Source organism: Streptomyces sp. NPDC059398, from assembly GCF_042751845.1.
GTDB lineage: Bacteria > Actinomycetota > Actinomycetes > Streptomycetales > Streptomycetaceae > Streptomyces.
In genome coordinates, this window is record NZ_JBHYWP010000026.1 from 1 (window position 1) to 24,806 (window position 24,806).

Sequence of the window (24,806 nt, forward strand, 5' to 3'; positions counted from 1 at the left end):
CCCCTGGGGGGGCCGCGGGGGGTCGCGGGCCCCCGAGCCCCCGCCGCCGTACGCCCCTCGTCGGGCCGCTACTAGGGCATTTCGGCAACGCCGCGAGCAGTGGGGTCTCCCCTGTTCGAGCGCAGCCGAGAACTTGGGGATGTGCCAGACACCGCGCGGCAGGCGGCACTCTGACGACAGTCCCTAGGTGTGCCGGATGTCACGCTTCCCCCGCGGCGCCGGGAGCCGTCAGACTCGTCCCTCCGCACGCGGACAGGTCAGCCCCCATGGCAGCTGCCGATTCAGCCGTCGTGAAGCCGTCATGGAGCCGTCATCGAGCCGTCGTGTGCACCGAACCGGAAAGACGGGAACCACGCCCGTAGAACCAGCAGGCCCGAACCCACCACGAGGAGCCGCCCGATGTCCGACGCCGCAGCCGCAGCCGCAGCCGCCTTCGTACCCGGACTCGAAGGAGTCGTCGCATTCGAGACCGAGATCGCCGAACCGGACAAGGAGGGCGGTGCCCTGCGGTACCGCGGCGTCGACATCGAGGACCTGGTCGGCCATGTGTCCTTCGGGAACGTCTGGGGTCTGCTGGTCGACGGGGCGTTCAACCCCGGGCTGCCGCCCGCCGAGCCGTTCCCGATCCCGGTCCACTCCGGTGACATCCGGGTCGACGTGCAGTCCGCGCTGGCGATGCTCGCGCCCGTCTGGGGCCTGAAACCGCTGCTCGACATCGATGAGCGCACCGCGCGCGACGACCTGGCGCGTGCGGCGGTGATGGCCCTCTCGTACGTCGCCCAGTCGGCGCGCGGCCAGGGCAGCCCGATGGTCCCGCAGAGCGAGATCGACAAGGCGGACTCGGTGGTCGAGCGGTTCATGATCCGCTGGCGTGGTGAGCCGGATCCCCAGCACGTCAAGGCGGTTGACGCCTACTGGACGTCGGCGGCCGAACACGGAATGAACGCCTCCACGTTCACCGCCCGGGTCATCGCGTCGACCGGCGCGGATGTCGCCGCCGCGCTCTCGGGTGCGGTGGGCGCGATGTCCGGGCCGCTGCACGGCGGGGCGCCGTCGCGGGTCCTCGGCATGATCGAGGAGATCGAGCGGACGGGCGACGCGAGCGCGTATGTGAAGCGGGCGCTCGACCAGGGCGAGCGGCTGATGGGTTTCGGCCACCGCGTCTACCGCGCGGAGGACCCGCGGGCCCGGGTCCTGCGCCGCACCGCGAAGGAGCTGGCCGCACCGCGCTTCGAGGTCGCCGAGGCGCTGGAGAAGGCCGCTCTTGAGGAGCTGCACGCCCGGCGCCCGGACCGGGTGCTGGCCACGAACGTGGAGTTCTGGGCAGCGATCGTGCTGGACTTCGCGGAGGTCCCGGCGCACATGTTCACATCGATGTTCACCTGTGCCCGTACGGCCGGGTGGAGCGCGCACATCCTGGAACAGAAGCGGACGGGGCGGCTGGTGCGGCCGTCGGCGACGTACGTGGGGCCGGGGACGCGCGACCCGCGTGCGATCGAGGGGTACGACAGCATCACGGGGTGAGCGTGGGGGCGCCCGCACACCCTGTACGGCGCGCTCCAGGGCGTACAGGGTGCGGCGGGGCCGTCGCTTGTCTGCGGACGCTCATCCAGGCTGCTTGTCAGCCGGCCGGCCTCCTTCACGCTGCCACTGTGCCTCGCTCCACTCGACGTATTCGACGCGAACACCGCCACCCAGCTCGGCCGTCAGGTTCCGGCCCGTCGGGACCTCCTGAGGGCCGCGCAAGACCCGCGCACCTGTTTCGGTGAGGCGTGCCAGGCACTGGTCGAGGTCGTCGACGATCACCGTGGCCGCCGTCGCCCGGTACGGTGCCAGCGTGCTCTGATCGCCGGCCACCACCAGAACACGGCCGATGGTGGCCAGTTGCAGCCCGTTGGGCATCGTGAACCGGCTGCCGACCGACTCACCGGTCACCGCGGTGAACGATGCCAGTACCGAGTCGAGGTCGTCGGTGTAGACGCGGGCGTAGGTGCGCAGGGTAAGCATGCCCCTCCACAAGTCCTCAGCGGACGCGAATATTCCGCCGACCGCCCTCAGGCGCTCGGCCGCCGGGAGGGGCGCGCCTCCCTGAGGCCCTTCAGGGTGCTGCCGCTGAAGGCCCCGACGTCGAGGCTCGCGTACTGGATGCCGTTCGAGTCATTGGCGTACGGGTCGAAGGATCCCGCCGTGCTGGTGACATCGCTCGTGGCGGATGCCTGCCCGGCCGAGAGCGGAACGAGGACGAGGGCCGGCAGGGCGGCGAGGGCGGCCAGGACCGGACGTTTCCGCATGAGCCGTCTCCAACTGGCTTTTCGGCCACAGGAGTTCCGGCGTGCATAGTGATGCGCGAGCCTGTGTCACCTGGGTCACTGGTAAGCAGTGATCCGGGGTATGTCCTGAACCGGAGTCGTACCGAAGACGTACCGGATTCGTCCCGGAGTACGGAGGATCCATGCGCGCCGGAATGCGGACGCCCCAGGTGGGCGAGGGATGGTCCAGGGGGCGTCGGCTCACTGTCGTCGGGTGGACCTTACGGGTGGCCGGGGCGGCCCTTGGCGTCACCGGCTGGGTGATCTTCCGGGCGGGATGGACCAGCGATCAGGTTCCGGCGATGCTCCACCCCCTCTGGTGGCTGCGCGCACTGGTGGCCCTGGTCGCTGTCGCCATCGGCCTGCGGGCCTTCGGCGCCGGCCGCCGTCTCGTGGTGCAGGGCAAGCGGTACACAGCCGATGTGATCGACTCGTTCGGCCCGCTGGCGGGGGCCCGTTACGTGCTCTATCTGCGCCCCTTCGCGAACGACGCCGACATGGCCGCACTGGACTCCGACATCCAGGGCGGCGGGGGTGAGCCGGGGATGCTGTTCTTCCTCTCGGGGCTGACCCGCGAGGAGCAACTGGTGCATCACTTCGCGCACTTCGGCCGGGTCATCGCCATCGGCAGCCCCGGCGAACTCCTTCCGCCCATCGGCGCCGTACGCGGCCAGCTGCCCCTCGACGACTGGCAGCCCACCGTGAGCTCGCTGATCGACGGGGCCCAGGTGGTGCTGATGGCGGCGGGCCACGGCCCCGGGACGGTGTGGGAGTTCACGGAAGCGGTGCGACTGTTGCGACCGCCCACCCGGCTGGTCGTGCTGGTCTACTGCGATGCCGCCACCTATGGGCGCTTCCGCGAGGCGGTCGCCCTGGAGTACGAGCGGCGCGTGCTGGCCGCCATTCTGTTCGTGGCTACCTCCGGCTGTCGTGGTCAACGGTGTACCTGCGCTTCGCCGAGTGGAGTCAGGCGAGGGTCTGGGCCAAACTCCACCGCCTGGTGCCGGACGAACTCGGCGCGAACGGCAAGCTCGACTGGTCGCGGTGCGCGATCGACTCGGTGAACATGCGGGCAACGAAAGGGGGGATCTGACAGGCCAGGACCGTACCGCCCGCATGCTCCGTACCGCACGGCCATACCTCCCGCACGACCGGGCCCGTTTCGCGTGGCGCGGGCGGGTGGCGCTTCCGCGTGGCGGGGCCCGTCCGACCCGTCCGCCGTGCGGCGGGAAATGCCAACAGCCCTTCCACCGTTACGCATTGGTGATCACCCGGACCAAGGACGATCATATGAAACGACGACATTGAGCGCATTCGCCCTCGGCGCGGCCCGCATGGGCAGACAGCCGGTCGCGCCGGGGCATTCCGTATCCCGCGACGAACCATGACGACCCATGACGAGCCGTCATAGTCCGCCAGGGGCCGTCATGCACCGTCACGGGCCGTAGAAGTGGGGAGAACGCATGCTGCTCAAGCGACTGCTCACCCTGGCCTCAGCTGTAGCCGTGGTCGCCGTGGCCGGTACGGCATCGGCGGTCACGGCCGAGGCCGGCACCATCGGGTCCACCGGCACCACCGAGTCCCCTACCGCCAACACCGATACCACCAACACCGTTCCGACCGAGACCAGTACGACCGCGCCCGCCGCCCTCACCCTGGTCACCGGTGACCGGGTCATGGTGACGTCGGTCAAGGGCAGGATCACCTGCACGCCGGTCGGTGGGAGCCGCGACGCCGGCTTCCGCGAGATACGCCGGCCCGACGGCGACGTGGAGGTGATCCCCGCGACGGCCGTGCCCTTCCTCGGGCATGGCCTCGACATGTCGCTGTTCGACGTCTCGGCACTGCGCGCGTACAGCCACACCGGCCGGATTCCGGTTCGCCTCTCCTTTGCGGCGGGCCAGAAGCCCACCGCACCTGCGGGCGTCACCCTGACATCGGTCAGCGGCAACACCGCGACCGGCTACCTGACTTCGAAGTCGGCCACGGCGTTCGGCACGGCGCTGCGGCAGCGGAACGCGACGGACGCGACCGGCCCGCTGCCGCGTGGACTGACCAGCATGACGCTGGCCGGTGCGTCGGCACAGGTGCCGACATCGGCGCGGTACGCGTTGAGCCCCGTGCAGCTGAACATCACCGACCTGACCGGCGCCCCCGCCTCGAACGCGCTCGTCACCCTCGTCAACACCGACTCCTTCGACCGGCTACGGGCCGACCAGGTGCCCCTCTCCGACGGCGTCGCTCGCATCCAGGCACCCTCAGGCCACTACATGCTGATCGCCTCGTTCCAGGACGAGGACGCCGCCGGGAACACCACCGCGACCAGGCAGGTCGTGATGGACGACCTGACCGTGCCGTCCGGCACGGGCGGCGTGACCGCATTCAACGTCAGCGAGGCCACGGCGTCCGAGCGGATCACCGTGGGGACCCCGAGGCCGGCCACCCAGAACTCGCTGTCCGACGAGGTGCTGCGCACCGACGCGACCGGCGCCACCATGACGTTCTCCGCCGATGTCAGCGGAACGACTCCGCTCTACGTCAACGCGGTTGACGCGCCCGCCACCGGCACTCTGTCCAACATGGTGGTGTGGAGCGGCTCCGCCAGGGACTACGGGTACGACCTGGCGTTCGTGTCGAAGGACAAGGTGCCGGCGAACGAGTCCTACCGGGCGAAGCCCGCCCAACTGGCCACTGTGCGCAACCGGTTGTACAAGTCTCCCGGACACTCTTCGGCAAGCGGGAACATGACGGCCGTACTGACCGATCCGGGGTTCGGAACCTCCCTCACCTTCAGGCCGGCGACGTTCGGCACGGTGCTCACCGACTACGTCCTCTCCACCGGGGAAGGCACCTGGTCGGAGGAGATGACCACGCCCGACCACGTCACCTTCACGAGTCCGGCCGACCAGTACGTCGCAGGGCGCGCCTACACCGAGGACTGGGGCAAGGGGCCGGTCGCCCCGACCTCGACCGTCGTGTGGAACGGCCGGGCCTGTGCGATGTGCACCGCCGGTGGAACACTGAGCATCGGTCTGGGGTCTCTCGGTGACAGCGGCCCGGGGCACTCGGGTGTTTTCCTGTTCGGCATGCCGGCCTCGTACCACCTCACCGCGTACCGCGACGGCACCCACATAGGCGAGACCACCTCTACTCAGCCGCTGACGATCACCGGCCAGCCACTGGCCCCGGCCACCTACCGCGCGGTCGCGGACCTGGACGTGGGCGGTTCGAGCCTCGGCACCACGAGCCACACCGATCTCACGATGAAGTACACGCCCGACGCCCCGAGCGCCGGCGCGTCCGACTGCGACGGCGGGTCGGGGACCGTGCCCTGCCAGGTGCTTCCGATGCTGGGCGCGCACTACGACCTGGCCGGTCTTGACCTGTCGGACACCAGCACGACGCCCCAGCAGCAGCTGCACTTGACGGTCGATCACCTGGTCGTGAACGGTGCCGGCTCCGACAGCCCGGTCACCGCGGCGACCGTGGACGTCTCGTACGACGGGGGAAAGACCTGGCAGCAGGCGAGGCTCACAGGAGCGGCCGGCGACTATGTCGCGTCCTGGCCCAACTCCCCCGTACACAAAGGTGTTCTGCCGGCGATCCGGGTCACCGCTGCCGACGCCGCCGGTAACACGCTGAGCCAGACCGTCACCAACGCCTACCGCATCGGGAGCGCCCAGTGAGAAGATTTCTCCGCGTCGGCACTGGGCTGGGGGCCGTCCTGGCCGCGACGCTCGCCACCGCCGTACCCGCCTCCGCCACGCCTGCCTCCGCCCCGACGCGGATGGCAGGGGCCGCCCCCGGTCCGCAGGCATCAGCGGGTCTGTCAGCGGTGCATGACGTGTGTCCGACAGCCGCGCCCGGCCATGCCCGGTGCTACGCGCAGATACGCACCGACCCGGGCGGCGTCCGCGGTGTGCGAAGCGCCGACGCGCTGCCCGCGGGTTACGGCCCGGCCGATCTGCGCGCCGCCTACGACCTGCCGGACACGGGCGGCGCGGGACAGACGGTCGCCGTGGTCGATGCCGGTGACGACGCCACCGCTGAAGCCGATCTCGCCGTCTACCGCACGACCTACGGCCTCCCCGCCTGCACGACCGCGAACGGCTGCTTCAGCAAGGTGAACCAGGAAGGCGCAGCCGGCCCGCTGCCCGAAGACATGGGCTGGGAAGGCGAGACCGCGCTCGACCTGGCCATGGTCTCCGCCGCGTGCCCGCAGTGCCACATCCTCCTGGTGGAGAGCGACGACACCGAGTTCGCCGACTTCGCCGCCGCCGAGAACACCGCGGCCCGGCTCGGCGCGACCGAGATCTCCAACAGCTATGGCGACACGGAATCGGGCTCCTTGGTGAAGTACGCCTCGGCCTACTCCCACCCGGGCGTGGCGATCACCGTCGCCAGCGGTGACAGCGGCTACGGCCTGCCGAGCTTCCCCGCCGATCTGGACTCCGTGGTCTCCGTCGGCGGCACGACGCTGAAGCGGGCCGACAACGCGCGCGGCTGGAACGAGACGGTGTGGAACTCGCAGAAGGGAGGCGCGGGCAGCGGGTGTTCGGCGTGGGTCGACAAGCCGGCCTGGCAGCATGACGCGAACTGCCCCGGCCGTATGGTCGCGGACGTCGCCGCGGTCGCCGACCCGGACACCGGTGTCGCCATCTACGACAGCCTGGACGGTTGGAGCGTGGGAAGCGGCACCAGCGCCTCGGCCCCCCTTGTCGCCGGAATCATCGGGCTGGCCGGCCATCCCGAACACCTTCCCGACGCGTCTTACCTCTACGCGCACTCCGCCGGCCTGAACGATGTCGTCGGTGGGAGCAACGGGCTCGTGACCGACTGCGGCGGCGACTACCAGTGCACCGGCCAACCGGGCTACGACGGCCCCACGGGACTCGGCACACCTGCCGGTCTGTCGGCATTCTGACCGCGCTTCGCGTCGAGTGACGCACCGCGTGTGCGGCGGCCCACCGGCCCGCCGCACACGTACCGGCGCGGTGCACACGTATTGGCGCGGTGCAACTCCTGTGGCGCCGGCCGGTCAACGCCGGCAGAACGGCCAGACGACGAGCAACACCATCAGCGCCGCGAAGAACACCCACTTGGTCACCGAGTTCCGCGAGCCGCCCCCGCCGGAGCCGTCACCGCCCGGGGTGTACATGCCGGGGTTTCCTCCGGAGTGGTGGTGGGACCCGCCGCCACCGTGGTGGCCGCCACCTCCGCCCCCGCCGCCTCCGTGTGTCATGACTGGCTCCTTCCGTCGTCAAGAACGAACACGCCCCAGCGCCACCGGCCGGTTCCCGCGGGCCGGGGCCGTGCAGGGCCACCTACCGGCCGAAGCCCATACGACCCGGCTCTCTCACCGCTTCACCTCGGCCCAGACGGAATCGAGGAGCGCGACAAGGTGGCGGCTCACCGGGACGCCTGGCAACGGCTCACCTCCGCTGCCGAGTCGGTCGAGGCATCGGCGGATCTGATCACAGAGATAAGGAAGAACACATGAACCATGTTGACGACGCCTCCACCCTCCCCGTGACGTGGTGGAAGTCCTCGCGGTCGGACACAGGGGCGCAGTGCGTCGAATGCGGCATCGTCTCCGCCGAATCGGTCGCCGCACGGGACAGCAAGAACCCCAACGGCCCCGCCCTGCTGCTCTCCCACGGCGCTCTCGGCGGCCTGGTCGGCGCGCTGCGGTCCGGTGCGCTGAAGTAGCCCGCCGGGCTCCGGAGACGGCCGGGGCGCGGCAGCCGTCGAGCGCTACCAGACGCCGCACCGGCCACGCCCCGCACCGGCCAGCTCCACGAGGAACAGGACTGGTAGTTCAGCCCGGTGCCGTGGAGTAAGGTGCCGCACAAGCCCGGAGACGGGTGCAAGCGGTCCGTTCCCCGGCGTGACGGGAATGGGCCGCTTTGCGTATGAGCCTTGGGTTTGTGCTGGTTGGTGGGTCTGCCGGAGTTGACGTGGGTTGGCGTGGGCGGGGCCGTCACGCGTTCTGCTCGGCTCCGTCGCCCGGCGAGTACCCCGCCCCGCAGCTATGCCCCCGTAGCGCCCCCTCCACCAGCTCGCCCCACTGCGTCACCACGCGCTCGCGCCGTTCGGCGTCGTCCGTGAGCAGATTCGCCAGGCCCAGGCCCCGGGCCATGTCGAGGAGGCCCTGCACCGTCTCCCGTACGCCGGGTGCCGACTCGTCCGCTCGCAGGAGCCGTACGGCGATGCGGTGCGACTCGCGGCCGACCCTGGCCTCCAACTCCGTGACCCGGGCGTGCAGCTGGGGTTCGTTCGACGCGGCCACCCACAGGTGCAGGGCGGCCCGGAAGAGCGGGCCGGTGTAGAGGTCGACCAGGGCCGCCACCACCGTGCGGCGGTCCTGCGGGGGCAGGGTGCGCAGGGCCGTGGAGCGTTCCTCGGCCACGTACTCGACCGCCGCCGTGAAGAGGTCCTCGCGGGTCGGGAAGTGGTGCTGCGCCGCGCCCCGGGAGACGCCCGCGCGTTCCGCGACAGCGGAGACGGTGGAGCCCGCCCAGCCGTGTTCGGCCAGGCAGGAGACCGCCGCCTCAAGGAGGCGCTGCCGGGTGGCGCGGCTGCGGTCCTGCTTGGGGCCGCCCCGGCCCGTACGGGACTGGTCACCGCCCCCGACGGCGCCACCCGTACCGGACTGGTCACCGCCCCCGGCAGCACCACCCGTCCCGGACTGGTCAGCGCCCCCCGTACCGCCGTCCCGGTCCGTCAGCACACCCATGCGGGATCCCGTCGTTCGAGGAAGGCCCGTATGCCCTCCCGCGCCTCGGCGGACGCGAAGAGGGCCGCTGAGTGGGCGATGAGATCTTCCGTGTTGCGGTCGAAGTTCTCCAGCACCGTAGCGGTGACCAGGGACTTCGATGCGGCCAGGCCCTGCGGTGAGGCCCGGCGCAGGCCGTCGACGACGGGCGCGAGGGCCGCGTCCACATCGTCGGCGGCGCCGGTGATCAGTCCCGTACGGGCGGCTTCGGCTGCGTCGAACCGTTCGCCCGTGAGGTAGTAGCGGGCCGCGGCCCGTGCGTCCATGCGCGGCAGCAGCGGCATGGAGATGACGGCGGGCGCCAGGCCGAGCCGTGACTCGGTGAAGGCGAAGGAGGCGCCGGGTCCCGCCAGCGCGATGTCGCAGGAGCCGAGCAGGCCGAGCCCGCCGGCCCTGACATGGCCGGTGACCCGGGCGACGACGGGCCGGGGGTGGGCCACGATCGCCCGCATCAGGGCGACGAACGCGGCCGGATCCGGCGGCCCCTTCAGGTCCGCGCCCGCGCAGAAGGTGTTCCCGGTGTGGGTGAGGACCACCGCGCGTACGGAGCCGTCATCGGCGGCGGCCGTCAGGGCGTCCGACACCTCGGCCACCAGCTGCGCGGAGAGTGCGTTGCGGCTCTGCGGCGCGTCCAGGGTGAGGGTGGTGATGCCCCGGTCGTGGGCCGTCCGGATCGTGCTGGGCGGTGGCGGTGCCGTCATCGGGTCTGCTCCCGGCGGGCGCTGTTCCGGCGTTCCCGTTCGCGCAGTTCACGGCGGAGTATCTTCCCCGATGTGGCGCGCGGGACGGCGCCGACGAACTCCACGCGCCGGATCTTCTTGTACGGAGAGACACGCTCGGCGACGTACGCCATCAGCTCGTCCTCCGTGAGGCGCGCGGACGCCTGCCGGACGGCGAACGCCTTGGGCACCTCGTTGCCGTCCTCGTCGTACACGCCGATCACCGCCGCGTCGGCGACCGCAGGATGGGTCAGGAGCAGCGCCTCCAGTTCGGCGGGGGCCACCTGGAAGCCCTTGTACTTGATGAGTTCCTTGACCCGGTCGACGATGAAGAGCCAGCCGTCACCGTCCACCCGGCCGACGTCCCCGGTGTGCACCCAGCCGTCCTGGTCGATCATCGCGGCGGTGGCGTCCGGCCGGCCGAGGTAGCCCTTCATGACCTGCGGCCCCCGGACCGCGACCTCGCCGACCTCGTCCACGCCCAGGTCACGGGCGGGCCCCTCCAGGGACAGGATGCGCATCTCGGTGCTGGGGAAGAGCTTGCCGACCGCTCCCGGCGGGGGGTCCTCGGCGTCGAGCGGGACGACATGGGTGCCGGGTGACAGCTCCGTCATGCCGTACGCCTGGCGTACCGGGGGCAGTCCGAGCCGGGCCGAACAGGCGGCGGCCAGCGAGGCGTCCAGCGGGGCGGCAGCGCTGACGATGTAGTCGAGGGACGACAGGTCGTAGCGCTCGACGGACGGGTGTTTGGCCAGGGCGAGGACGATGGGCGGGGCCACATAGAGACCGTTGATGCGGTGCTCCTCGATGGCGGCCAGGAACTGGCCCAGCTCGAACCGGGGCAGCACCACCACCGTCGCGCCGTACCGCAGCGGGGCGTTGAGCAGCGCGGTGAGTCCGTAGATGTGGAAGAAGGGCAGTACGGCGAGGATGCGCTCGCCGGGCCCCATCCTGGCGAAGGGGTGGAGCTGCGCCAGGTTGGTGGCGAGGGACCGGTGGGTGAGCATGACGCCCTTGGGGGTGCCGGTGGTGCCCGAGGAGTACGGCAGTACGGCGATGTCGTCGGCGGGGTCGATGGCCACGGCGGGTACAGGGGCACCGGGGGCGGCCAGGTCCATCACCGAGCGGTGGCCTTCGGCCCGGTCACAGACGAAGATCTCCTCGATCCCGCCGACCAGTTCGGCCGCCCGGCGGGCCACGTCGAGCAGCCGCGCCACGGTGACGATCCAGCGGGCGGCGGAGTCCCGCAGCTGTTTGGCGAACTCCTCGGGGGTGGCGAGCGGATGCACGGTGGTGACCGTGGCACCCGCCCGGCTCGCGCCGTGGAGGACCGCCGGGTAGGCGATGCTGTTGGGGCTGTGCAGGGCGAGGACATCGCCCTTGACCACCCCGGCGGCGGCCAGTCCGGCGGCCACCGACCGGTGGAAAGTATCGAGTTGGCGGTAGCTGACCGTGGTGCCGTCCACCGCGTCGATCAGCGCGGGGGCGTCGCCGTACTCGGGGGCCCGGCCGAGGACCGCCTCGTGGAGGGGCTGGTCGAGGGCCGGGACGGCTTCGTACTCACTGTGGAACGACACCATGGCGGTTCCTTTCGGCGCGTGCGATGCGATCTCGTGACCACAGTCACGGCCCCGGTTGTGGCCCTGCCGTGGTCGTGGTCACGGACCTGGTCGTGGTCGGGCCAGAATCCTCCTGTCAGTAGGACTTGGGGAGACCCAGGGACTGGTGGGAGACGAAGTTCAGGATCATTTCCCGGCTGACCGGTGCGATCCGCGCCACCCGCGATGCGGTGATGAGCGCCGCGAGGCCGTACTCACGGGTGAGGCCGTTGCCGCCGAGGGTGTGCACGGACTGGTCGACCGCCTTCACACACGCCTCGCCCGCCGCGTACTTGGCCATGTTGGCCGCCTCGCCCGCGCCCAGGTCGTCGCCCGCGTCGTAGAGCGCGGCGGCCTTCTGCATCATCAGCCGGGCGAGTTCGAGTTCGATGTGGGACTGGGCGAGGGGGTGCGCGATGGCCTGGTGGGAGCCGATGGGTTCCTTCCAGACCTGCCGGGTCTTCGCGTAGTCGACGGCCTTCGCCAGCGCGTACCGCCCCATCCCGATGGCGAAGGCGGCCGTCATGATGCGTTCGGGGTTGAGCCCGGCGAAGAGCTGGAGCAGCCCGGCGTCCTCGTTCCCGATCAGGGCGTCGGCGGGCAGCCGTACGTCGTCGAGCACCAGCTCGAACTGCTGCTCCACCGCCTGGATCTCCATGTCGATCGGGGTGCGCCGGAAGCCGGGGGCATCCCGGGGCACCAGGAAGAGGCAGGGTTTGAGGCGCCCGGTGCGGGCGTCCTCGGTGCGGCCGACGATCAGGGTCGCGTCGGCCAGGTCGACCCCGGATATGAAGACCTTCCGGCCGGTGAGCAGCCAGTCCGTGCCGTCGCGGCGGGCGGTGGTGGTGATGCGGTGGGAGTTGGACCCGGCGTCCGGTTCGGTGATGCCGAAGGCGAGGGTCAGCGAACCGTCCGCGAGCCCGGGGAGCCAGCGCTGCTTCTGGGCGTCCGTGCCGAAGCGGGCGATGACCGTGCCGCAGATGGCGGGCGAGACGACCATCATCAGGAGCGGGCAGCCGGCCGCGCCCAACTCTTCCAGCACAATGGAGAGTTCGGCGATCCCGCCGCCTCCGCCGCCGTACTCCTCGGGGAGGCTGACCCCGAGATAGCCCAGCTCCGCCGCCGCGGCCCAGAGCGCCTGCCGGTCGTAGTCGCGGTGGCTGGTGCCCGCGTGGCGCCTGCCGAGTGCGGCCACGGCGGCGCGCAGGGCCGCGCGCTCCTCGGTCTCGATGGCGGTGTTCGGGGTGGGGGTGTTTGGGGTGGGGGTGTTTGGGGTGGGGGTGCTTGTGGTGCCGGGGCTCGGGGTGTCGGATTGCTCGGTTCCCACGCTGGTACTCATGACTCCAGGGCCTCCTGTGTGTCGGTGTCCGTGTCCGGCTGTGCGGGGCGTACGACGGCGAGCAGGGCGCCGACCTCGACCTGGTGGCCCGGGGCGGCGTGCAGCGCGGTGAGGGTGCCGGAGGCGGGAGCGGTGATGCGGTGCTCCATCTTCATGGCCTCCAGCCAGATGAGCGGCTGCCCGGCGGTGACGGTGTCCCCGGCCGCCAGACCGTCCGCGACCCGGACAACCGTGCCCGGCATCGGCGCGAGCAGCGAGCCGGGGGCGGTGCGGGCGGCCGGGTCGGGGAAGCGGGGCAGCCGGGTGAAGGTGTGCCGGCCGACATAGGTACGGTCGCCGTGCACCTCGACGTCGAAGTGGCGCAGCACCCCGTCCGCTTCGAGGGAGACGCGCCGGGGCGTGGCGGTGTGCAGCCGTACGCCGGGGAAGTCCTCGGCGCGCAGTCCGTCCCGGGTGAGGCGGTAGCGGACCTCGTGCACCTCGCCGTCGGGCTCGGAGCGGTAGCTCTTGGTCTGCGGCTGGGACGGTACGTTCCGCCAGCCGCCGGTCCGGGCGCCCGCCGCGTCCGCGAGGGCGGCCGCGAGCGCGGCGAGCGGATCCGGCGCCGGGGCGGTGAGCGCGGGCAGCTGCCGGTCGTAGAAGCCGGTGTCGAGCCGCGCGGCGGTGAAGTCCGGGTGGCGCAGGGACCGTACGAGCAGGTCGCGGTTGGTGACCGGGCCGTGGATACGGGCGTGTGCGACGGCGTACGCGAGGGTGCGCAGCGCCTCGGTGCGGGTGGGGGCGTGGGCGATGACCTTGGCGAGCATCGGGTCGTAGTGGATGCCGATGGTGTCACCCGCGGTGTAGCCGGTGTCCAGCCGGACGGTGGCCCCTGCGGCGGTACCGGCCGGGACGGCCCCGGCGGTACCGGCGGTGACGGCCCTGGCGGCGGTGACGGTGACGGCGGTGACGGTGACGGCGGTGACGGCCGGCGCGGCCCAGCCGTACTGGCCCGTCCCCGGCACGTCGAGCCGGTGCAGGGTGCCGGTCTGCGGTGCCCATCCGGCGGCCGGGTCCTCCGCGTACAGCCGGGCCTCCACGGCGTGGCCGCGGGGCGGTGGTGGGCCGCCGGGCGGGAGTGGTTCGCCCTCGGCGATCCGCAGCTGGAGTGCGACCAGGTCGAGCCCGAACACGGCCTCGGTGACGGGGTGTTCGACCTGGAGCCGGGTGTTCATCTCCAGGAAGTACGCCCGGCCCCCGGGCTCCCCGGCGCCCTCCGGATCCCCGGCGCCTTCCGGCTGCCCGGCGCCCTCTGGCTCCTCGGTACCCTCCGTGACCAGGAACTCCACGGTCCCCGCGCCCCGGTACTCCACCGCGCGGGCGGCAGCGGTAGCGGCGTCGTGCAGGGTGGCGCGCAGGGTGTCGGAGAGGCCGGGCGCCGGGGCCTCCTCGATGACCTTCTGGTGGCGGCGCTGGAGGGAGCAGTCGCGGGTGCCGAGCGCCCAGACCGTGCCGTACGCGTCGGCCATGATCTGCACCTCGACATGGCGTCCGCGCTCCACATACGGCTCCGCGAAGACCTCGCCGTCCCCGAACGCGGACCGCGCCTCGGCGACGGCGGCGGTCATCTCGCCTCCCAGCGCGCTGAGTTCACGTACGACCCGCATTCCGCGTCCGCCGCCGCCCGCCGCCGCCTTGAGCAGCAGCGGCAGATCGGCTGCGGTGGCGGCGGCCGGGTCGACCGGCGCCAGCAGCGGGACACCGGCCCCGGCCATGATCTTCTTGGCGCGGGTCTTGGAGGCCATCGCCTCGATGGCATCGGCGGACGGGCCGACCCAGGTGAGCCCGGCGGCGGTGACCTCGCGGGCGAACGCGGCGTTCTCGGAGAGGAAGCCGTACCCGGGGTGGACCGCGTCGGCCCCGGCGGCGAGCGCCGCCGCGACGACCAGATCGCCGCGCAGATAGGTGTCGCCGGGCGCCGCCCCCGGCAGCCGTACGGCGGTGTCGGCCTCCCGTACGTGCAGCGCGTCCGCGTCCGGGTCGGAGAAGACCGCCACGGTGGCGATGCCCAGGGCGCGGCAGGTGCGGAAGATACGGCAGGCGATCTCACCGCGGTTGGCGACAAGGAGCGAGCTGATCATCTTTGTCCTCATCTCTGTGCTGTCTCTGTCCCCGTGTCGGTCCGCACCCCGGTCTCCGTCCCGGTCCTCATCCCGGCCCCCATCCCGGTCTCCGTCCTCACATCCGGAAGATGCCGAAGCCGCCGCGGGCGCCCTCGACCGGTGCGTTGTGGATGGCGGAGAGACAGAGACCGAGCACGGTCCTGGTGTCGCGGGGATCGATGACCCCGTCGTCGTACAGCCGCCCGGACAGGAACATCGGCAGGGACTCGGACTCGATCTGCTGCTCCACCATGGCGCGCAGCGCGGCGTCCGCCTCCTCGTCGTACGGCTGCCCCTTGGCCTGTGCGGAGGCGCGGGCGACGATCGACAGCACGCCGGCCAGCTGCTGCGGTCCCATCACGGCGGACTTGGCGCTGGGCCAGGCGAAGAGGAACCGGGGGTCGTAGGCGCGCCCGCACATGCCGTAGTGGCCCGCGCCGTAGGAGGCGCCCAGCAGGACCGAGAGGTGCGGGACCTTCGAGTTCGATACGGCGTTGATCATCATCGCGCCGTGTTTGATGATGCCGCCCTGCTCGTACTCCTTGCCGACCATGTAGCCGGTGGTGTTGTGCAGGAAGAGCAGCGGGATGTCGCGCTGGTTGGCCAGCTGGATGAACTGGGCGGCCTTCTGGGACTCCTCGGAGAAGAGGACGCCCTGGGCGTTGGCGAGGATGCCGACCGGGTAGCCGTGCAGCTCGGCCCAGCCGGTGACCAGGCTCGGCCCGTAGAGCGGCTTGAACGCGTCGAAGTCCGAGCCGTCGGTGATGCGCGCGATGACCTCGTGCGGGTCGAACGGGGTCCTCAGATCGCCGGGCACGATCCCGAGCAGCTCTTCCTCGTCGTACCGGGGCGGCGCGGGCCTGCCCGGTGGATCCGGCTGTGCCTTGCGCCAGTTGAGGCGGGCGACGACACGGCGGGCCTGGCGGAGCGCGTCGGGTTCGTCCTGCGCGAGGTAGTCGGCGAGGCCCGAGACCCGGGCGTGCATCTCGGCGCCGCCGAGCGACTCGTCGTCGGACTCCTCGCCGGTCGCCATTCTGACCAGCGGCGGTCCGCCGAGGAAGACCTTCGACCGCTCCTTGATCATGATCACGTGGTCGGACATGCCGGGTACGTACGCGCCGCCCGCCGTCGAGTTGCCGAACACCACCGCGACGGTGGGGATTCCGGCGGCGGAGAGCCGGGTGAGGTCGCGGAAGAGCGCGCCGCCGGGGATGAAGATCTCCTTCTGGGAGGGGAGATCGGCGCCCCCGGACTCGACCAGGCTGATGCACGGGAGCCGGTTGGCGTACGCGATCTCATTGGCCCGGAACGCCTTCTTCAGCGTCCACGGGTTGCTGGCGCCGCCGCGCACCGTGGGGTCGTTGGCGGTGATCAGGCACTCGACGCCCTCGACGGTGCCGATGCCGGTGATCATCGAGGCACCGAGCGGGTGGTCGGTGCCCCAGGCGGCGAGCGGGGAGAGTTCCAGGAAGGGCGTGTCGGGGTCGAGCAGCAGCTCGATGCGCTCACGGGCGAGCAGCTTGCCGCGTGTGCGGTGCCGCTCGACGTACTTCTCACCGCCGCCCGCGAGCGCCCTGGTGTGCTCGGCCTCCAGCTCGGCGAGCTTGGCGAGCATGGCCTCGCGGTGCGCGGTGTACTCGGGGGACGCGGGGTCGACGGCGGTACGGAGAGTGGTCATCGGGGGCTCCCGGGGTGGCGGACGGATATGTCGTCGGGGCGCGGCTCGGGGACATCCACGGCGGACGGGGCCTCCCCGACCGGCCGCTGACGGGCGTCCGCTGCGGGTGTGGCCTCCTCGGCCTCCGCCGGTACGTCGACGAGCCGGCTCCGCAGCCACTCCCCCACCCCCTTGCCCTGCGCGTCGAACCGTGTCTGCGCCGCGACGCCCTCCCCGAGCAGCCCCTCCACCACGAAGTTCAACGCCCGCAGATTTGGCAGCACATGGCGCGACACCACCAGACCCCGCGTCTCGGGCAACAGCTCCTGGAACCGCTCGACGGTGAGCGCGTGCGCCAGCCACCGCCAGGCCGGATCCGTCCGCACCCACACCCCCACGTTCACGTCACCGCCCTTGTCACCACTGCGGGCCCCGGCGATCCGCCCGAGCGGGATACGCCGGGTGGGGCTGTTCCCGGGGAGCGGCGTGGGGAGCGCATCGGGCTGCGGGGCGGGGAGCGGCCCGGGAAGGGCGGGCGGTGGATCGGGAAAGGCGGAAGGCGGACCGGGGAGCGACGCCGGCGGGACGGGCGGAACGGCCGCCGTCCGGGTGGGCGGAACGGCCCCCTGCGACTCCGACGTACGGGGCGGGTCCGGTATCAACACCCTTTCCCCGTCCGGGAGTACGGCCACCTCCCGGACCGCCCCCCGGTCCATGTACACCGCGTCGAAGACCCCGTACGGCGCGCCACGGCCGGGCGGCGCCGTCACATGGAACCCGGGGTAACTGCCGAGCGCCAGCTCGATCGCGGCACCGCTCACCACCCGCCCGACCGCCTCCCGGTCGCTGTCCCGGACCACGAGCCGCAGCAGGGCGCTCGCGCACTCCTCGGTGTCGGCGTCGGCGCGGTCCGTACGCACCAGCTCCCATCGCACATCCGCCGGGCGGGACGCCCCCGGCCCGCCTGCCGCCGCCCCGAACGCGTCCTCGACCTGGGCGCGGACCAGCTCCGCCTTGGCCTCGATGTCGAGACCGGTGAGCACGAACACGACCTCGTTGCGCCAGCCGCCGATCCGGGTGACCCCGGCCTTGAACGTCGCGGGCGGCGGCTCTCCCTGTACGCCCGAGATCCGCACCCGGTCGGGCCCGTCCTGCGTCAGCCGTACGGTGTCGAGCCTGGCGGTGACATCGGGGCCCGCGTACCGTGCGCCGTCCGTCTCGTAGAGCAGCTGGGCGGTTACCGTCCCGATGTCGACGGCCCCGCCCGTACCGTCTTGCTTGGTGATCACGGCGGATCCGTCGGCGCTGATCTCCGCGACCGGGAAGCCGGGGTGGCGGATGTCGTGCCCGGTGAAGAACGAGTAGTTGCCGCCGGTCGCCTGGGTCCCGCACTCCAGCACATGCCCGGCGGCCACCGCGCCCGCCAGCCGGTCGAGTTCGCCGGGGCCCCAGCCGAAGTGCCAGGCGGCGGGGCCGGTGACCAGCGCCGCGTCCGTCACCCGGCCCGTGACCACCACGTCCGCGCCGCCGTTCAGACACGCGGCGATTCCGGCGCCGCCCAGATAGGCGTTGGCGGTCAGCGCGCCGTCCGGCAGCGGGAGGGCGTCCCCCTCCACATGCGCGACCCGGACCGGCACGCCGGTCCGCTCACCCAACTCCCGTATCGCGTCCGCCAGTCCGGCCGGATTGAGGCCCCCCGCGTTGGTGACGATTTTTACGCCCCGGTCGTGCGCCTCACCGAGGCAGTCCTCCAACTGGCGCAGGAACGTACGGGCGTAACCGGCGCGGGGGTCCTTGAGGCGGTCGCGGCCGAGGATGAGCATGGTCAGCTCGGCGAGATAGTCCCCGGTCAGCACATCCAGCGGGCCGCCGGTGAGCATCTCCCGCATCGCGCCGAACCGGTCGCCGTAGAAGCCGGACGCGTTCCCGATCCGCAACGGCCTGACGGGCATCTGCGCGGCGTGCGCGTCCCGGTCCCGCGACGGCCTGACGGAGGCGGCTCCTCCGCCCGGCGCGCCTCCGTCCCGCGAGGGCATCACACCGCGCCCCTGGGCGCGCGTCCGGCTCCGGGTGGCCCGGCGAACGCCTGCGCGATCCCCAGCCACCGGTCGGCGTCGGCGCCCGTCGCCCGCAGCGCCAGATCGTCGCGGTGGGCGCGCTGGGTGACGAGCAGACAGAAGTCGAGCGCGGGCCCGGTCACGCGCTGCTGGGCGCCGTCGGGCCCGTACACCCAGAGCTCCCCGCCCGGTGCCGTCAGCTCGACCCTGAACTCCGCACCCGGCGCGTCGAGTCCGTGTGCCCCGAAGGCGAAGTCCCGGGCCCGCACGCCGATCCGTGCCACATGCCGGAGCCGTGCGGTGGGTGCCCGGCGCACCCCGAGCGCGTCCGCCACGTCCTGGCCGTGCGCCCAGGTCTCCATCAGCCGGCCGGTGGCCATGGACGCGGTGCTCATCGGCGGGCCGTACCAGGGGAAGCGCGCACCGGCCGGGGAAGCCCGCAACGCCCGCTGAAGCCGTTCGCGGCCGTCGCGCCACCGGGCGAGCAGCACACCGGGGTCGAGCGCCGCGCCCTCCTCCGCACCGTCGTCCACAAAGGTCCCGGGGGCGGCGAGCGCCTTCTCGACCTCCAGGCCGAAGCTGTCGGGCTCGGTCACCGCGAGCAGCGCCGCCCGGTCGGTCCAGGCCAGATGCGCGATCTGGTGGGCGACGGTCCACCGGGGCGCGGGGGTGGCGAGCGCCCACCGCGTACGGTCCAACTCCCCTACCAGGAGATCCAGTTCGGCGCTCTCGTCGACCAGATCATCCAGCACGGCACCTGCATCGGACACGGAACGCTCCCTCCGGGCACGGCTTCGTGTCCGGGAGCATGGCAGCGGCCCGAAAAACAAGCAAGCGTGCTTGCATTATTTTTACGAAGCGTCGGCACGGGCAGGACGATCCTGATCACTCCGCACCCGCACCCTCACCGGCCAGGAACGGACGCAACAGCGCGAGCAGGGCCTGCGGCCGGTGCAGGGGAATGATGTGGCCGCAGTCCTCGATGACGTGTCCGGTGAGATCGTCGGCGACCGGGCGGAGTTGACGTTCCAGGGCAGGGCCGACGGGGTGGGCGCCCAGCGCCATCGTCGGCACGGTCAGTCGGGCGGAGGCGGTCGCCTGCTCGATCTGGAGGGCACTTTCGGGCAGGGCCCGGTAGTACGAGAACGCCCGCCCCAGCGCCTCCCTGCCCGTGTACGCGCGGACAAACGCGTCCCGGACGGCGGGGACCACCCCGTCACCGAGCGTCCCGGTGTTCAGGAACCAGTCGACGTATTCGGCCTCGTGGCCCTCCAGGACGGTCTCGGCGAGTCCGGGCGCGGCGGCGTGGAAACCGAACCACCAGGGCGGACCCCCGGCGAGGAAGTCCTCGGCGCCGGACAGCCGGCCCAGCAGCGACTCCATGACGACCAGCCGCCGCACGAGACCGGGGCGGCGCAGGGCGAGGAGGAAGGCCGGCGGGGTGCCAGCGTCGATGCCCACCACCGCAGCCGATGACACACCGAGCGCGGTGAGCAGCGCGGCGGCGTCCTCGACCAGGGTGCCCGCGTCGTATCCGGAGGCGGTCCCGCCACTCGCGCCGAAACCCCGCAGGTCGGGCGCGATGACGCGGTAGCGGTCGGACAGGTCGGCCATGATCTCCGTCCACAGCTCCCAGGTGTGCGGGAAGCCGTGGAGGAGCAGGACGGCCGGGCCTGATCCGGCGAGGGCGACGTTCAGCTCGACGCCGTTGACAGGGATGCGCCGCCGTTCGGGCAGTTCCGGCAGTTCCGGCAGTTCCGGCAGTTCGGGCATGAGGCAGTTCCAGGGGGTGAAGGAGGGGTGAAAAGGAGAGGGGTGGTGAGGAATGGTGACAGGGTCACGATAGGGAACTACCCTGGTCCGCCCAAGACGGCACTTTCTCCTCAGGTGGTGAGCTCCGGGTGACCATGCCCAGGACCGATGAGCCCGGTTCCGATGAGCCGGGTTCCGAAGAGCCCGGTCGGCGGCCCGGGGAGCGCGGTCGGCGGCCCGGGGAGCGCGGCGATCTGCTGGATCCGGACTGCCCGACCCGCCAGTTGCTCGACCGTATCGGCACCAAGTGGACCTCGATGGTGGTCAAGGTGCTGGCCGAGACCGACCCCGGGGAACTCCGTTTCGCAGAGCTGCGACGTCGCGTTCCGGGGATCTCCCAGAAGATGCTGTCCGTCACCTTGCAGGGCCTCGCACGGGACGGCCTGGTCGCACGCCGCGTGGAACCCACCGTGCCGCCCGCCGTCCACTACCGGCTGACCGGTCTCGGCCTCTCCCTCGAAGGTCCGCTCTCCGCACTGAGGGCCTGGGCCGAGACACACATGCCGGAGATCGACCGCAGCAACCGGCTCGCCGATGCCCGGCAGACGTGACGGGAACAGCTACGGTCCCGGCTGTTCCCTGGGGGCGGCCGCGTGGGATTCATGATCGGCAGTTGCAGAGACTACGCATAGTGCCGCGTCACGGATGTTGAGCCAGAACCGTTCGAAGTGAACGAAGCCACCCGGCCTCCACCGCGCTCATCCGTGCGCGGCACGGCCGCAGGTAGTCACCCGGTTCCGTCACAGCGGCCCTTCTCCGTCCGCTCCCCCGCACCACGCGCGTTCAACTGGCGAGTGCCTCCCCAAGTCTGCTGCGGGCCTGGCCCACGAGCGAATGATGCAGAGCATCAGCACGGGAGCGGACCAAGCCCTCTCGGTATGCCCGGGGCAGCCGTTGCCAGACATCGACAGCCGCATCTGCGGCCGCAGAGAAGTCCCCGTTCACCTGAAGGCAAGTAGCGGCGTCCAGAGCCAGCAGCGCGCGGGTCATGACCGAAGGGGAACCGGTCAGCGAAAATGCGGCTTCTTGTTCGGCGTTCGCTTCGCGGGTCCGTCCCATCAAGGTGAATGCCTGGGAGAGGTGGACGTGATGCTTCTGGAGGGGGTAGCCGAACCAGGTGTCGGCGCCTTGGGTCCTGTCCAACCGCTCGGCGACGGAGCGCGCGTCAGCGACCGCGCGCAGGGCCCCCTTGTGGTCTCCCATGGAGGCAAGGGCTCGTGCGGTGACCGCAGCGGCAAGCGCAGCAGGGGCTGTTGCCGTACGGCCGGCCTCGGCACGGGCCTGGGTGGCCAGTTCTGCGGCCGCGTTCGGAGCGCCGTAATTGAGCGGGACCATCGCGTGCCGTGCCAGGCTCCAGGCCAGCATCTGCCGGTCGCCCGACTCTCGGGCGGCCTGCTCGGCAGTGGAGAACCAGCCGTGCGCATCACGCTGGTCACCACGGTCGTGTTGGATGATCGCGACCAAGCCGGTGATCCCAGCCGCCGTACGGGCGAGATCCGCCCGAGCAGATGCCCGGTGCGGACGGCTGAGGGCGTCCCGCAGAAGGTTGAGGTCGTCCTTCATCTGAGCGAGGACGACGTCTGGCGGACGACCGCGATAGCCGCCTCGATGCCGCTCGAACGCTCCTTGCAGATAGCCGAGGTCGCCGGTATCGGAATCGAAGAGGCTGGCATTGATTCCCAGTCGCGCCTCAGCGATACCTGGCAAGGCGATCGCCCCGGTCGCGCCCGCTGCCACACCGAGAAACTGCCGCCGTTTCACGGTCGCAGCCTCCTCTCCTTCATCAACGGCTCGGCTCTGCAGCCTTCGGTAGCGCCTACTCACCGCCACCGCACGAACAATCTCCTCCACGGAGGGCCCGTAGACCTCTGCCAGCAGCTCGTGCCACACCGGTGTCGGCAGACGGCGCTCGGTCTCCCAGCGCTTCAGGTTCTCCGGATCGAACCACCGGCCGCCCTGGGCTTCCTGTATCGCCAGGGCCTGCTCATCACGTGTGAGCCCGAATGATTCGCGGATCCCTCTCAGCATGGCGCCGATGCCGTGCGGTTCCATGCCCACCCCCAAGCGTCCGACAGTCCCGAGCCCATTCCTGGCCCCCCAAAATGGCCCCCACGCGAAAACGCACCCCTCGATGGCACCGGACCGCCCTCACGTAGATGAGTTGACTGGGCTTCAGCCGAACCACGGACAGAAAAGGGATCCCCCGCCTCCCAGCTCGCTACGCCTCAACCCCGGTTCCGAAGTTCGCCGAAGGCCTCGCAGTGGGAGCAGTCCAGCCCGGGACCGGCAGCGGAGTCGGCAGAGAGCAACACACCTAGTGCGTTTCACCCAGAGAAAGAGAGTCACCATGCCCGACCGACAGAACACGACCCAGGACGAAGCGAACGACCTGATGCCCATCGAGATCGGTGACGTGGCCGAGCTGACCCAGGGACAGGGTGGCGGCAGCAGCGAGGACAAGCGTCGCGCCTACAACTGACCAACCAGCCTGGTGCGGCCTCACCACGGGGCCGCACCACGCCCCGGACCATGGAGGAACCGGTGATCTTCGGAGGCTTCAGCAGCCCGCACAAGCCCCACCCCCGGCTGAGCGGAGCAAACCCCGTCGCAGCTCGGTCCCGAACGTGGCAGCTGGGCGGTCCAGCCCGTTCGGCGACGGACGAGACCGGTCGCCGTCATGTACTCGTCCTCGGGCTCTGTGGTGCCACCAGCTCCGAAATTCAGTGTCTGGCCGGTCGCAGGCTGCCGGATGACGTGGGATGGCGATGGCCCGGCTCCTACACGGTCGTGGAAGAAACCGAGACCGGTGTGGCCGTACATGCGGACCCGGCCGCCAGTCGCCCCGTCTACGCCGCTGCCCACCAGGGTGGTTGGGCATGGTGCACGTCGGCCCGGGCACTGGCGTCACTCATCGATGCCCCCGTGGACGCCCAGCGGCTGGTGTGCTCGGTCTTGCTGCCATCGGTACCCGCTCTGGCCGGCAGAAGGACCTTCTTCGCGAAAGTCGAGCAGCTGCCGCCCGGCAGCCGAGTCGAGTTGCCGGCCAATGGCGGCAGCCCCAGGTGTACAACCTTGTGGCACCCCGGGGTCGACGCTGCCGGGCTGCCTACCCACCGTCTGCGTAGTGCACTGACCGAGTCCGTGGCGCTACGAGTGACAGCCGCCCCCGACCTGTCGTGCGACCTGTCCGGAGGGTTGGACTCGACCTCGATCGCCGTACTTGCAGCGTACGCATCGCCCCGCTCCGGGCGTCTCAATGCCGTCACTGTCCATCCCGAGGACGACACCTCCGGTGCGGATGTGCACTACGCGCGTATGACAGCCGATGCGCATGGAGACCGCATCGCCCATCACCTGTTGCCGATGACAGCGCGACACCTGCCGTACACCCGGATCACCGCGGTGACAGCCACCGATGAACCGGCCCCCTCCGTTCTCACTCAGGCCCGTCTGACCGGCCAGCTCCGCTGGGTGCGGACGAACCTCGGCAGTCATACACACCTCACGGGCGACGGCGGCGACAGCGTTCTGTTCCAGCCACCCATTCACCTCGCCGACCTCATACGCGACCGCCGCTGGAGGCAAGCAGTCGGCGAGGCCTTCGACTGGGCTCGCCTGCGACACGGCACGGTCCTGCCGCTTCTGCGCGATGCCTCTCGGGCCGCCAGGACCAGCCGCCGAGACGCCCTTGTTCATCTCGCCGACGTGGTCGGCACACGTGACCGATACGACCACGGGTGCGTCCGCTGGTTCCCCCTTCTTCCATTCCCCGCCTGGGCCGAACCGAAAGCTCAGCGCCTGCTGGGCCAAGCGGCACGCGAGGCGGTCAGTGCACCGGACACGCTGCCCGGTACAGACAGCTCCGTGCGAGTCCTGGTGGACGAGATCCGTGAAGTCGCCCGTACGGCAGCAGCAGACGCCGAGCTTGCCGCCTCCTGCGGAATCGATCTGCAAAACCCTTTCCTGGACTCCACGGTGATGGACACCGTGCTCCGAACACCACTCGCCCAACGGCCACCACTTCATGCCTACAAGCCGCTGCTGAGCGGGGCGATGGCAGGCCTTCTCCCACCAGCCGTAGCCGCCCGCACCACCAAGGGCAGCTTCGATGCTGACCACTACGCCGGCTTGCGCGCCAACCTGCCCGACCTCCTTGCCCTCGCCGACGGCTACTTGGCCAGTCTCGGCCTGATCGACCCGATCTCCCTGGGCCGCGCCCTGTACGGGGCTGCCACGGGCATCCCCATGCCGCTGGCGACCCTTGAACAAGCTCTGGCCGCCGAGGCATGGCTGGTCGCCCACCACCGCGACGCCCCACCTGCCTGGACGATTGGGCACGTCAGGAGCACACGTGATTGAGCTGCCCCGCTTTGCCACCGCCCCAGCCCAGGTCCGAGCC

20 protein-coding genes and 1 pseudogene are annotated in these 24,806 nt (G+C 71.2%); 8 read left to right on the forward strand and 13 right to left on the reverse strand.

The features are described from left to right. The first annotated feature begins 399 nt into the window (after positions 1-399). Positions 400-1,524, forward strand: coding sequence for a citrate synthase 2 (locus ACFXBC_RS12345; protein ID WP_385022359.1), 1,125 nt, complete (start codon positions 400-402; stop codon positions 1,522-1,524). Positions 1,525-1,605: 81 nt separating this feature from the next. Here ACFXBC_RS12345 and ACFXBC_RS12350 read toward each other — a convergent pair whose 3' ends face one another. After that, positions 1,606-2,007, reverse strand: coding sequence for a VOC family protein (locus ACFXBC_RS12350; protein ID WP_385022362.1), 402 nt, complete (start codon positions 2,005-2,007; stop codon positions 1,606-1,608). Positions 2,008-2,054: 47 nt separating this feature from the next. Next, positions 2,055-2,291: a hypothetical protein gene (locus ACFXBC_RS12355; RefSeq protein WP_385022365.1), complete on the reverse strand. Its 237-nt coding sequence runs from the start codon at positions 2,289-2,291 to the stop codon at positions 2,055-2,057. Between the two features lie 899 nt (positions 2,292-3,190). On the opposite strand from ACFXBC_RS12355, the pseudogene ACFXBC_RS12360 reads away from it, so the two are divergent. From ACFXBC_RS12360 to ACFXBC_RS12370, 3 genes and pseudogenes are all read left to right on the forward strand, one after another. After that, positions 3,191-3,464 (forward strand): annotated as a pseudogene (locus ACFXBC_RS12360) (IS5/IS1182 family transposase); the annotation flags it as partial. Positions 3,465-3,772: 308 nt separating this feature from the next. Beyond that, entirely contained in the window at positions 3,773-5,995 is a 2,223-nt protein-coding gene (locus ACFXBC_RS12365) for a hypothetical protein (protein ID WP_385022368.1), read from the forward strand. Continuing rightward, entirely contained in the window at positions 5,992-7,233 is a 1,242-nt protein-coding gene (locus ACFXBC_RS12370; RefSeq protein WP_385022371.1) for a peptidase S8, read from the forward strand. The genes ACFXBC_RS12365 and ACFXBC_RS12370 overlap by 4 nt, the downstream gene beginning before the upstream one ends. Positions 7,234-7,347: 114 nt before the next feature. Here ACFXBC_RS12370 and ACFXBC_RS12375 read toward each other — a convergent pair whose 3' ends face one another. After that, positions 7,348-7,551, reverse strand: a complete 204-nt coding sequence (locus tag ACFXBC_RS12375) for a hypothetical protein (RefSeq protein ID WP_385022373.1) — start codon at positions 7,549-7,551, stop codon at positions 7,348-7,350. A gap of 254 nt (positions 7,552-7,805) precedes the next feature. Here ACFXBC_RS12375 and ACFXBC_RS12380 point away from each other — a divergent pair, with 254 nt between their 5' ends. Continuing rightward, complete coding sequence (locus ACFXBC_RS12380; protein WP_385022376.1) at positions 7,806-8,018, forward strand: DUF397 domain-containing protein; 213 nt, start codon at positions 7,806-7,808, stop codon at positions 8,016-8,018. A gap of 271 nt (positions 8,019-8,289) precedes the next feature. Here the strand turns inward: ACFXBC_RS12380 and ACFXBC_RS12385 are convergent, their stop codons facing one another. The 9 genes from ACFXBC_RS12385 to ACFXBC_RS12425 form a co-directional block, all read right to left on the reverse strand. After that, positions 8,290-9,045 (reverse strand): TetR/AcrR family transcriptional regulator, encoded by a 756-nt coding sequence (locus ACFXBC_RS12385; protein WP_385022379.1) that lies wholly within the window; start codon positions 9,043-9,045, stop codon positions 8,290-8,292. Continuing rightward, positions 9,033-9,785 carry an enoyl-CoA hydratase family protein gene (locus tag ACFXBC_RS12390; RefSeq protein WP_385022382.1) on the reverse strand — a complete coding sequence of 251 codons (753 nt, stop codon included), beginning with the start codon at positions 9,783-9,785 and terminating at the stop codon, positions 9,033-9,035. The genes ACFXBC_RS12385 and ACFXBC_RS12390 overlap by 13 nt, the downstream gene beginning before the upstream one ends. Then, the gene (locus ACFXBC_RS12395; RefSeq protein WP_385022545.1) at positions 9,782-11,380 is read right to left on the reverse strand and encodes a 4-coumarate--CoA ligase family protein; all 1,599 of its coding nucleotides are present in this window, start codon (positions 11,378-11,380) and stop codon (positions 9,782-9,784) included. The genes ACFXBC_RS12390 and ACFXBC_RS12395 overlap by 4 nt, the downstream gene beginning before the upstream one ends. 118 nt (positions 11,381-11,498) lie before the next feature. Then, complete coding sequence (locus ACFXBC_RS12400; protein ID WP_385022385.1) at positions 11,499-12,740, reverse strand: acyl-CoA dehydrogenase family protein; 1,242 nt, start codon at positions 12,738-12,740, stop codon at positions 11,499-11,501. Continuing rightward, positions 12,737-14,860 (reverse strand): acetyl/propionyl/methylcrotonyl-CoA carboxylase subunit alpha, encoded by a 2,124-nt coding sequence (locus tag ACFXBC_RS12405; protein WP_385022388.1) that lies wholly within the window; start codon positions 14,858-14,860, stop codon positions 12,737-12,739. Before ACFXBC_RS12405 ends, ACFXBC_RS12400 begins: the two co-directional genes overlap by 4 nt. A 97-nt stretch (positions 14,861-14,957) precedes the next feature. Beyond that, positions 14,958-16,559, reverse strand: coding sequence for an acyl-CoA carboxylase subunit beta (locus ACFXBC_RS12410; RefSeq protein ID WP_385022391.1), 1,602 nt, complete (start codon positions 16,557-16,559; stop codon positions 14,958-14,960). Next, positions 16,556-18,490, reverse strand: coding sequence for an acyclic terpene utilization AtuA family protein (locus ACFXBC_RS12415; protein WP_385022394.1), 1,935 nt, complete (start codon positions 18,488-18,490; stop codon positions 16,556-16,558). Before ACFXBC_RS12415 ends, ACFXBC_RS12410 begins: the two co-directional genes overlap by 4 nt. Before the next feature lie 83 nt (positions 18,491-18,573). After that, a complete protein-coding gene (locus tag ACFXBC_RS12420; RefSeq protein WP_385022397.1) occupies positions 18,574-19,365 on the reverse strand; it encodes a TIGR03084 family metal-binding protein in 792 nt (263 codons plus the stop codon). Positions 19,366-19,480: 115 nt separating this feature from the next. Beyond that, complete coding sequence (locus ACFXBC_RS12425) at positions 19,481-20,368, reverse strand: alpha/beta fold hydrolase (RefSeq protein WP_385022400.1); 888 nt, start codon at positions 20,366-20,368, stop codon at positions 19,481-19,483. A gap of 134 nt (positions 20,369-20,502) precedes the next feature. On the opposite strand from ACFXBC_RS12425, the gene ACFXBC_RS12430 reads away from it, so the two are divergent. After that, positions 20,503-20,958: a winged helix-turn-helix transcriptional regulator gene (locus ACFXBC_RS12430; RefSeq protein ID WP_385022548.1), complete on the forward strand. Its 456-nt coding sequence runs from the start codon at positions 20,503-20,505 to the stop codon at positions 20,956-20,958. A gap of 232 nt (positions 20,959-21,190) precedes the next feature. Here ACFXBC_RS12430 and ACFXBC_RS12435 read toward each other — a convergent pair whose 3' ends face one another. Next, the gene (locus tag ACFXBC_RS12435) at positions 21,191-22,459 is read right to left on the reverse strand and encodes a transcriptional regulator (RefSeq protein WP_385022403.1); all 1,269 of its coding nucleotides are present in this window, start codon (positions 22,457-22,459) and stop codon (positions 21,191-21,193) included. A 295-nt stretch (positions 22,460-22,754) separates the two neighbouring features. Between ACFXBC_RS12435 and ACFXBC_RS12440 the strand changes: the two genes are divergently transcribed. Both ACFXBC_RS12440 and ACFXBC_RS12445 read left to right on the forward strand, forming a co-directional pair. Next, positions 22,755-22,886: an albusnodin family lasso peptide gene (locus ACFXBC_RS12440; RefSeq protein WP_385022406.1), complete on the forward strand. Its 132-nt coding sequence runs from the start codon at positions 22,755-22,757 to the stop codon at positions 22,884-22,886. A gap of 50 nt (positions 22,887-22,936) precedes the next feature. Continuing rightward, positions 22,937-24,766: an albusnodin/ikarugamycin family macrolactam cyclase gene (locus tag ACFXBC_RS12445; RefSeq protein WP_385022409.1), complete on the forward strand. Its 1,830-nt coding sequence runs from the start codon at positions 22,937-22,939 to the stop codon at positions 24,764-24,766. The last annotated feature ends 40 nt before the right edge of the window (positions 24,767-24,806 follow it).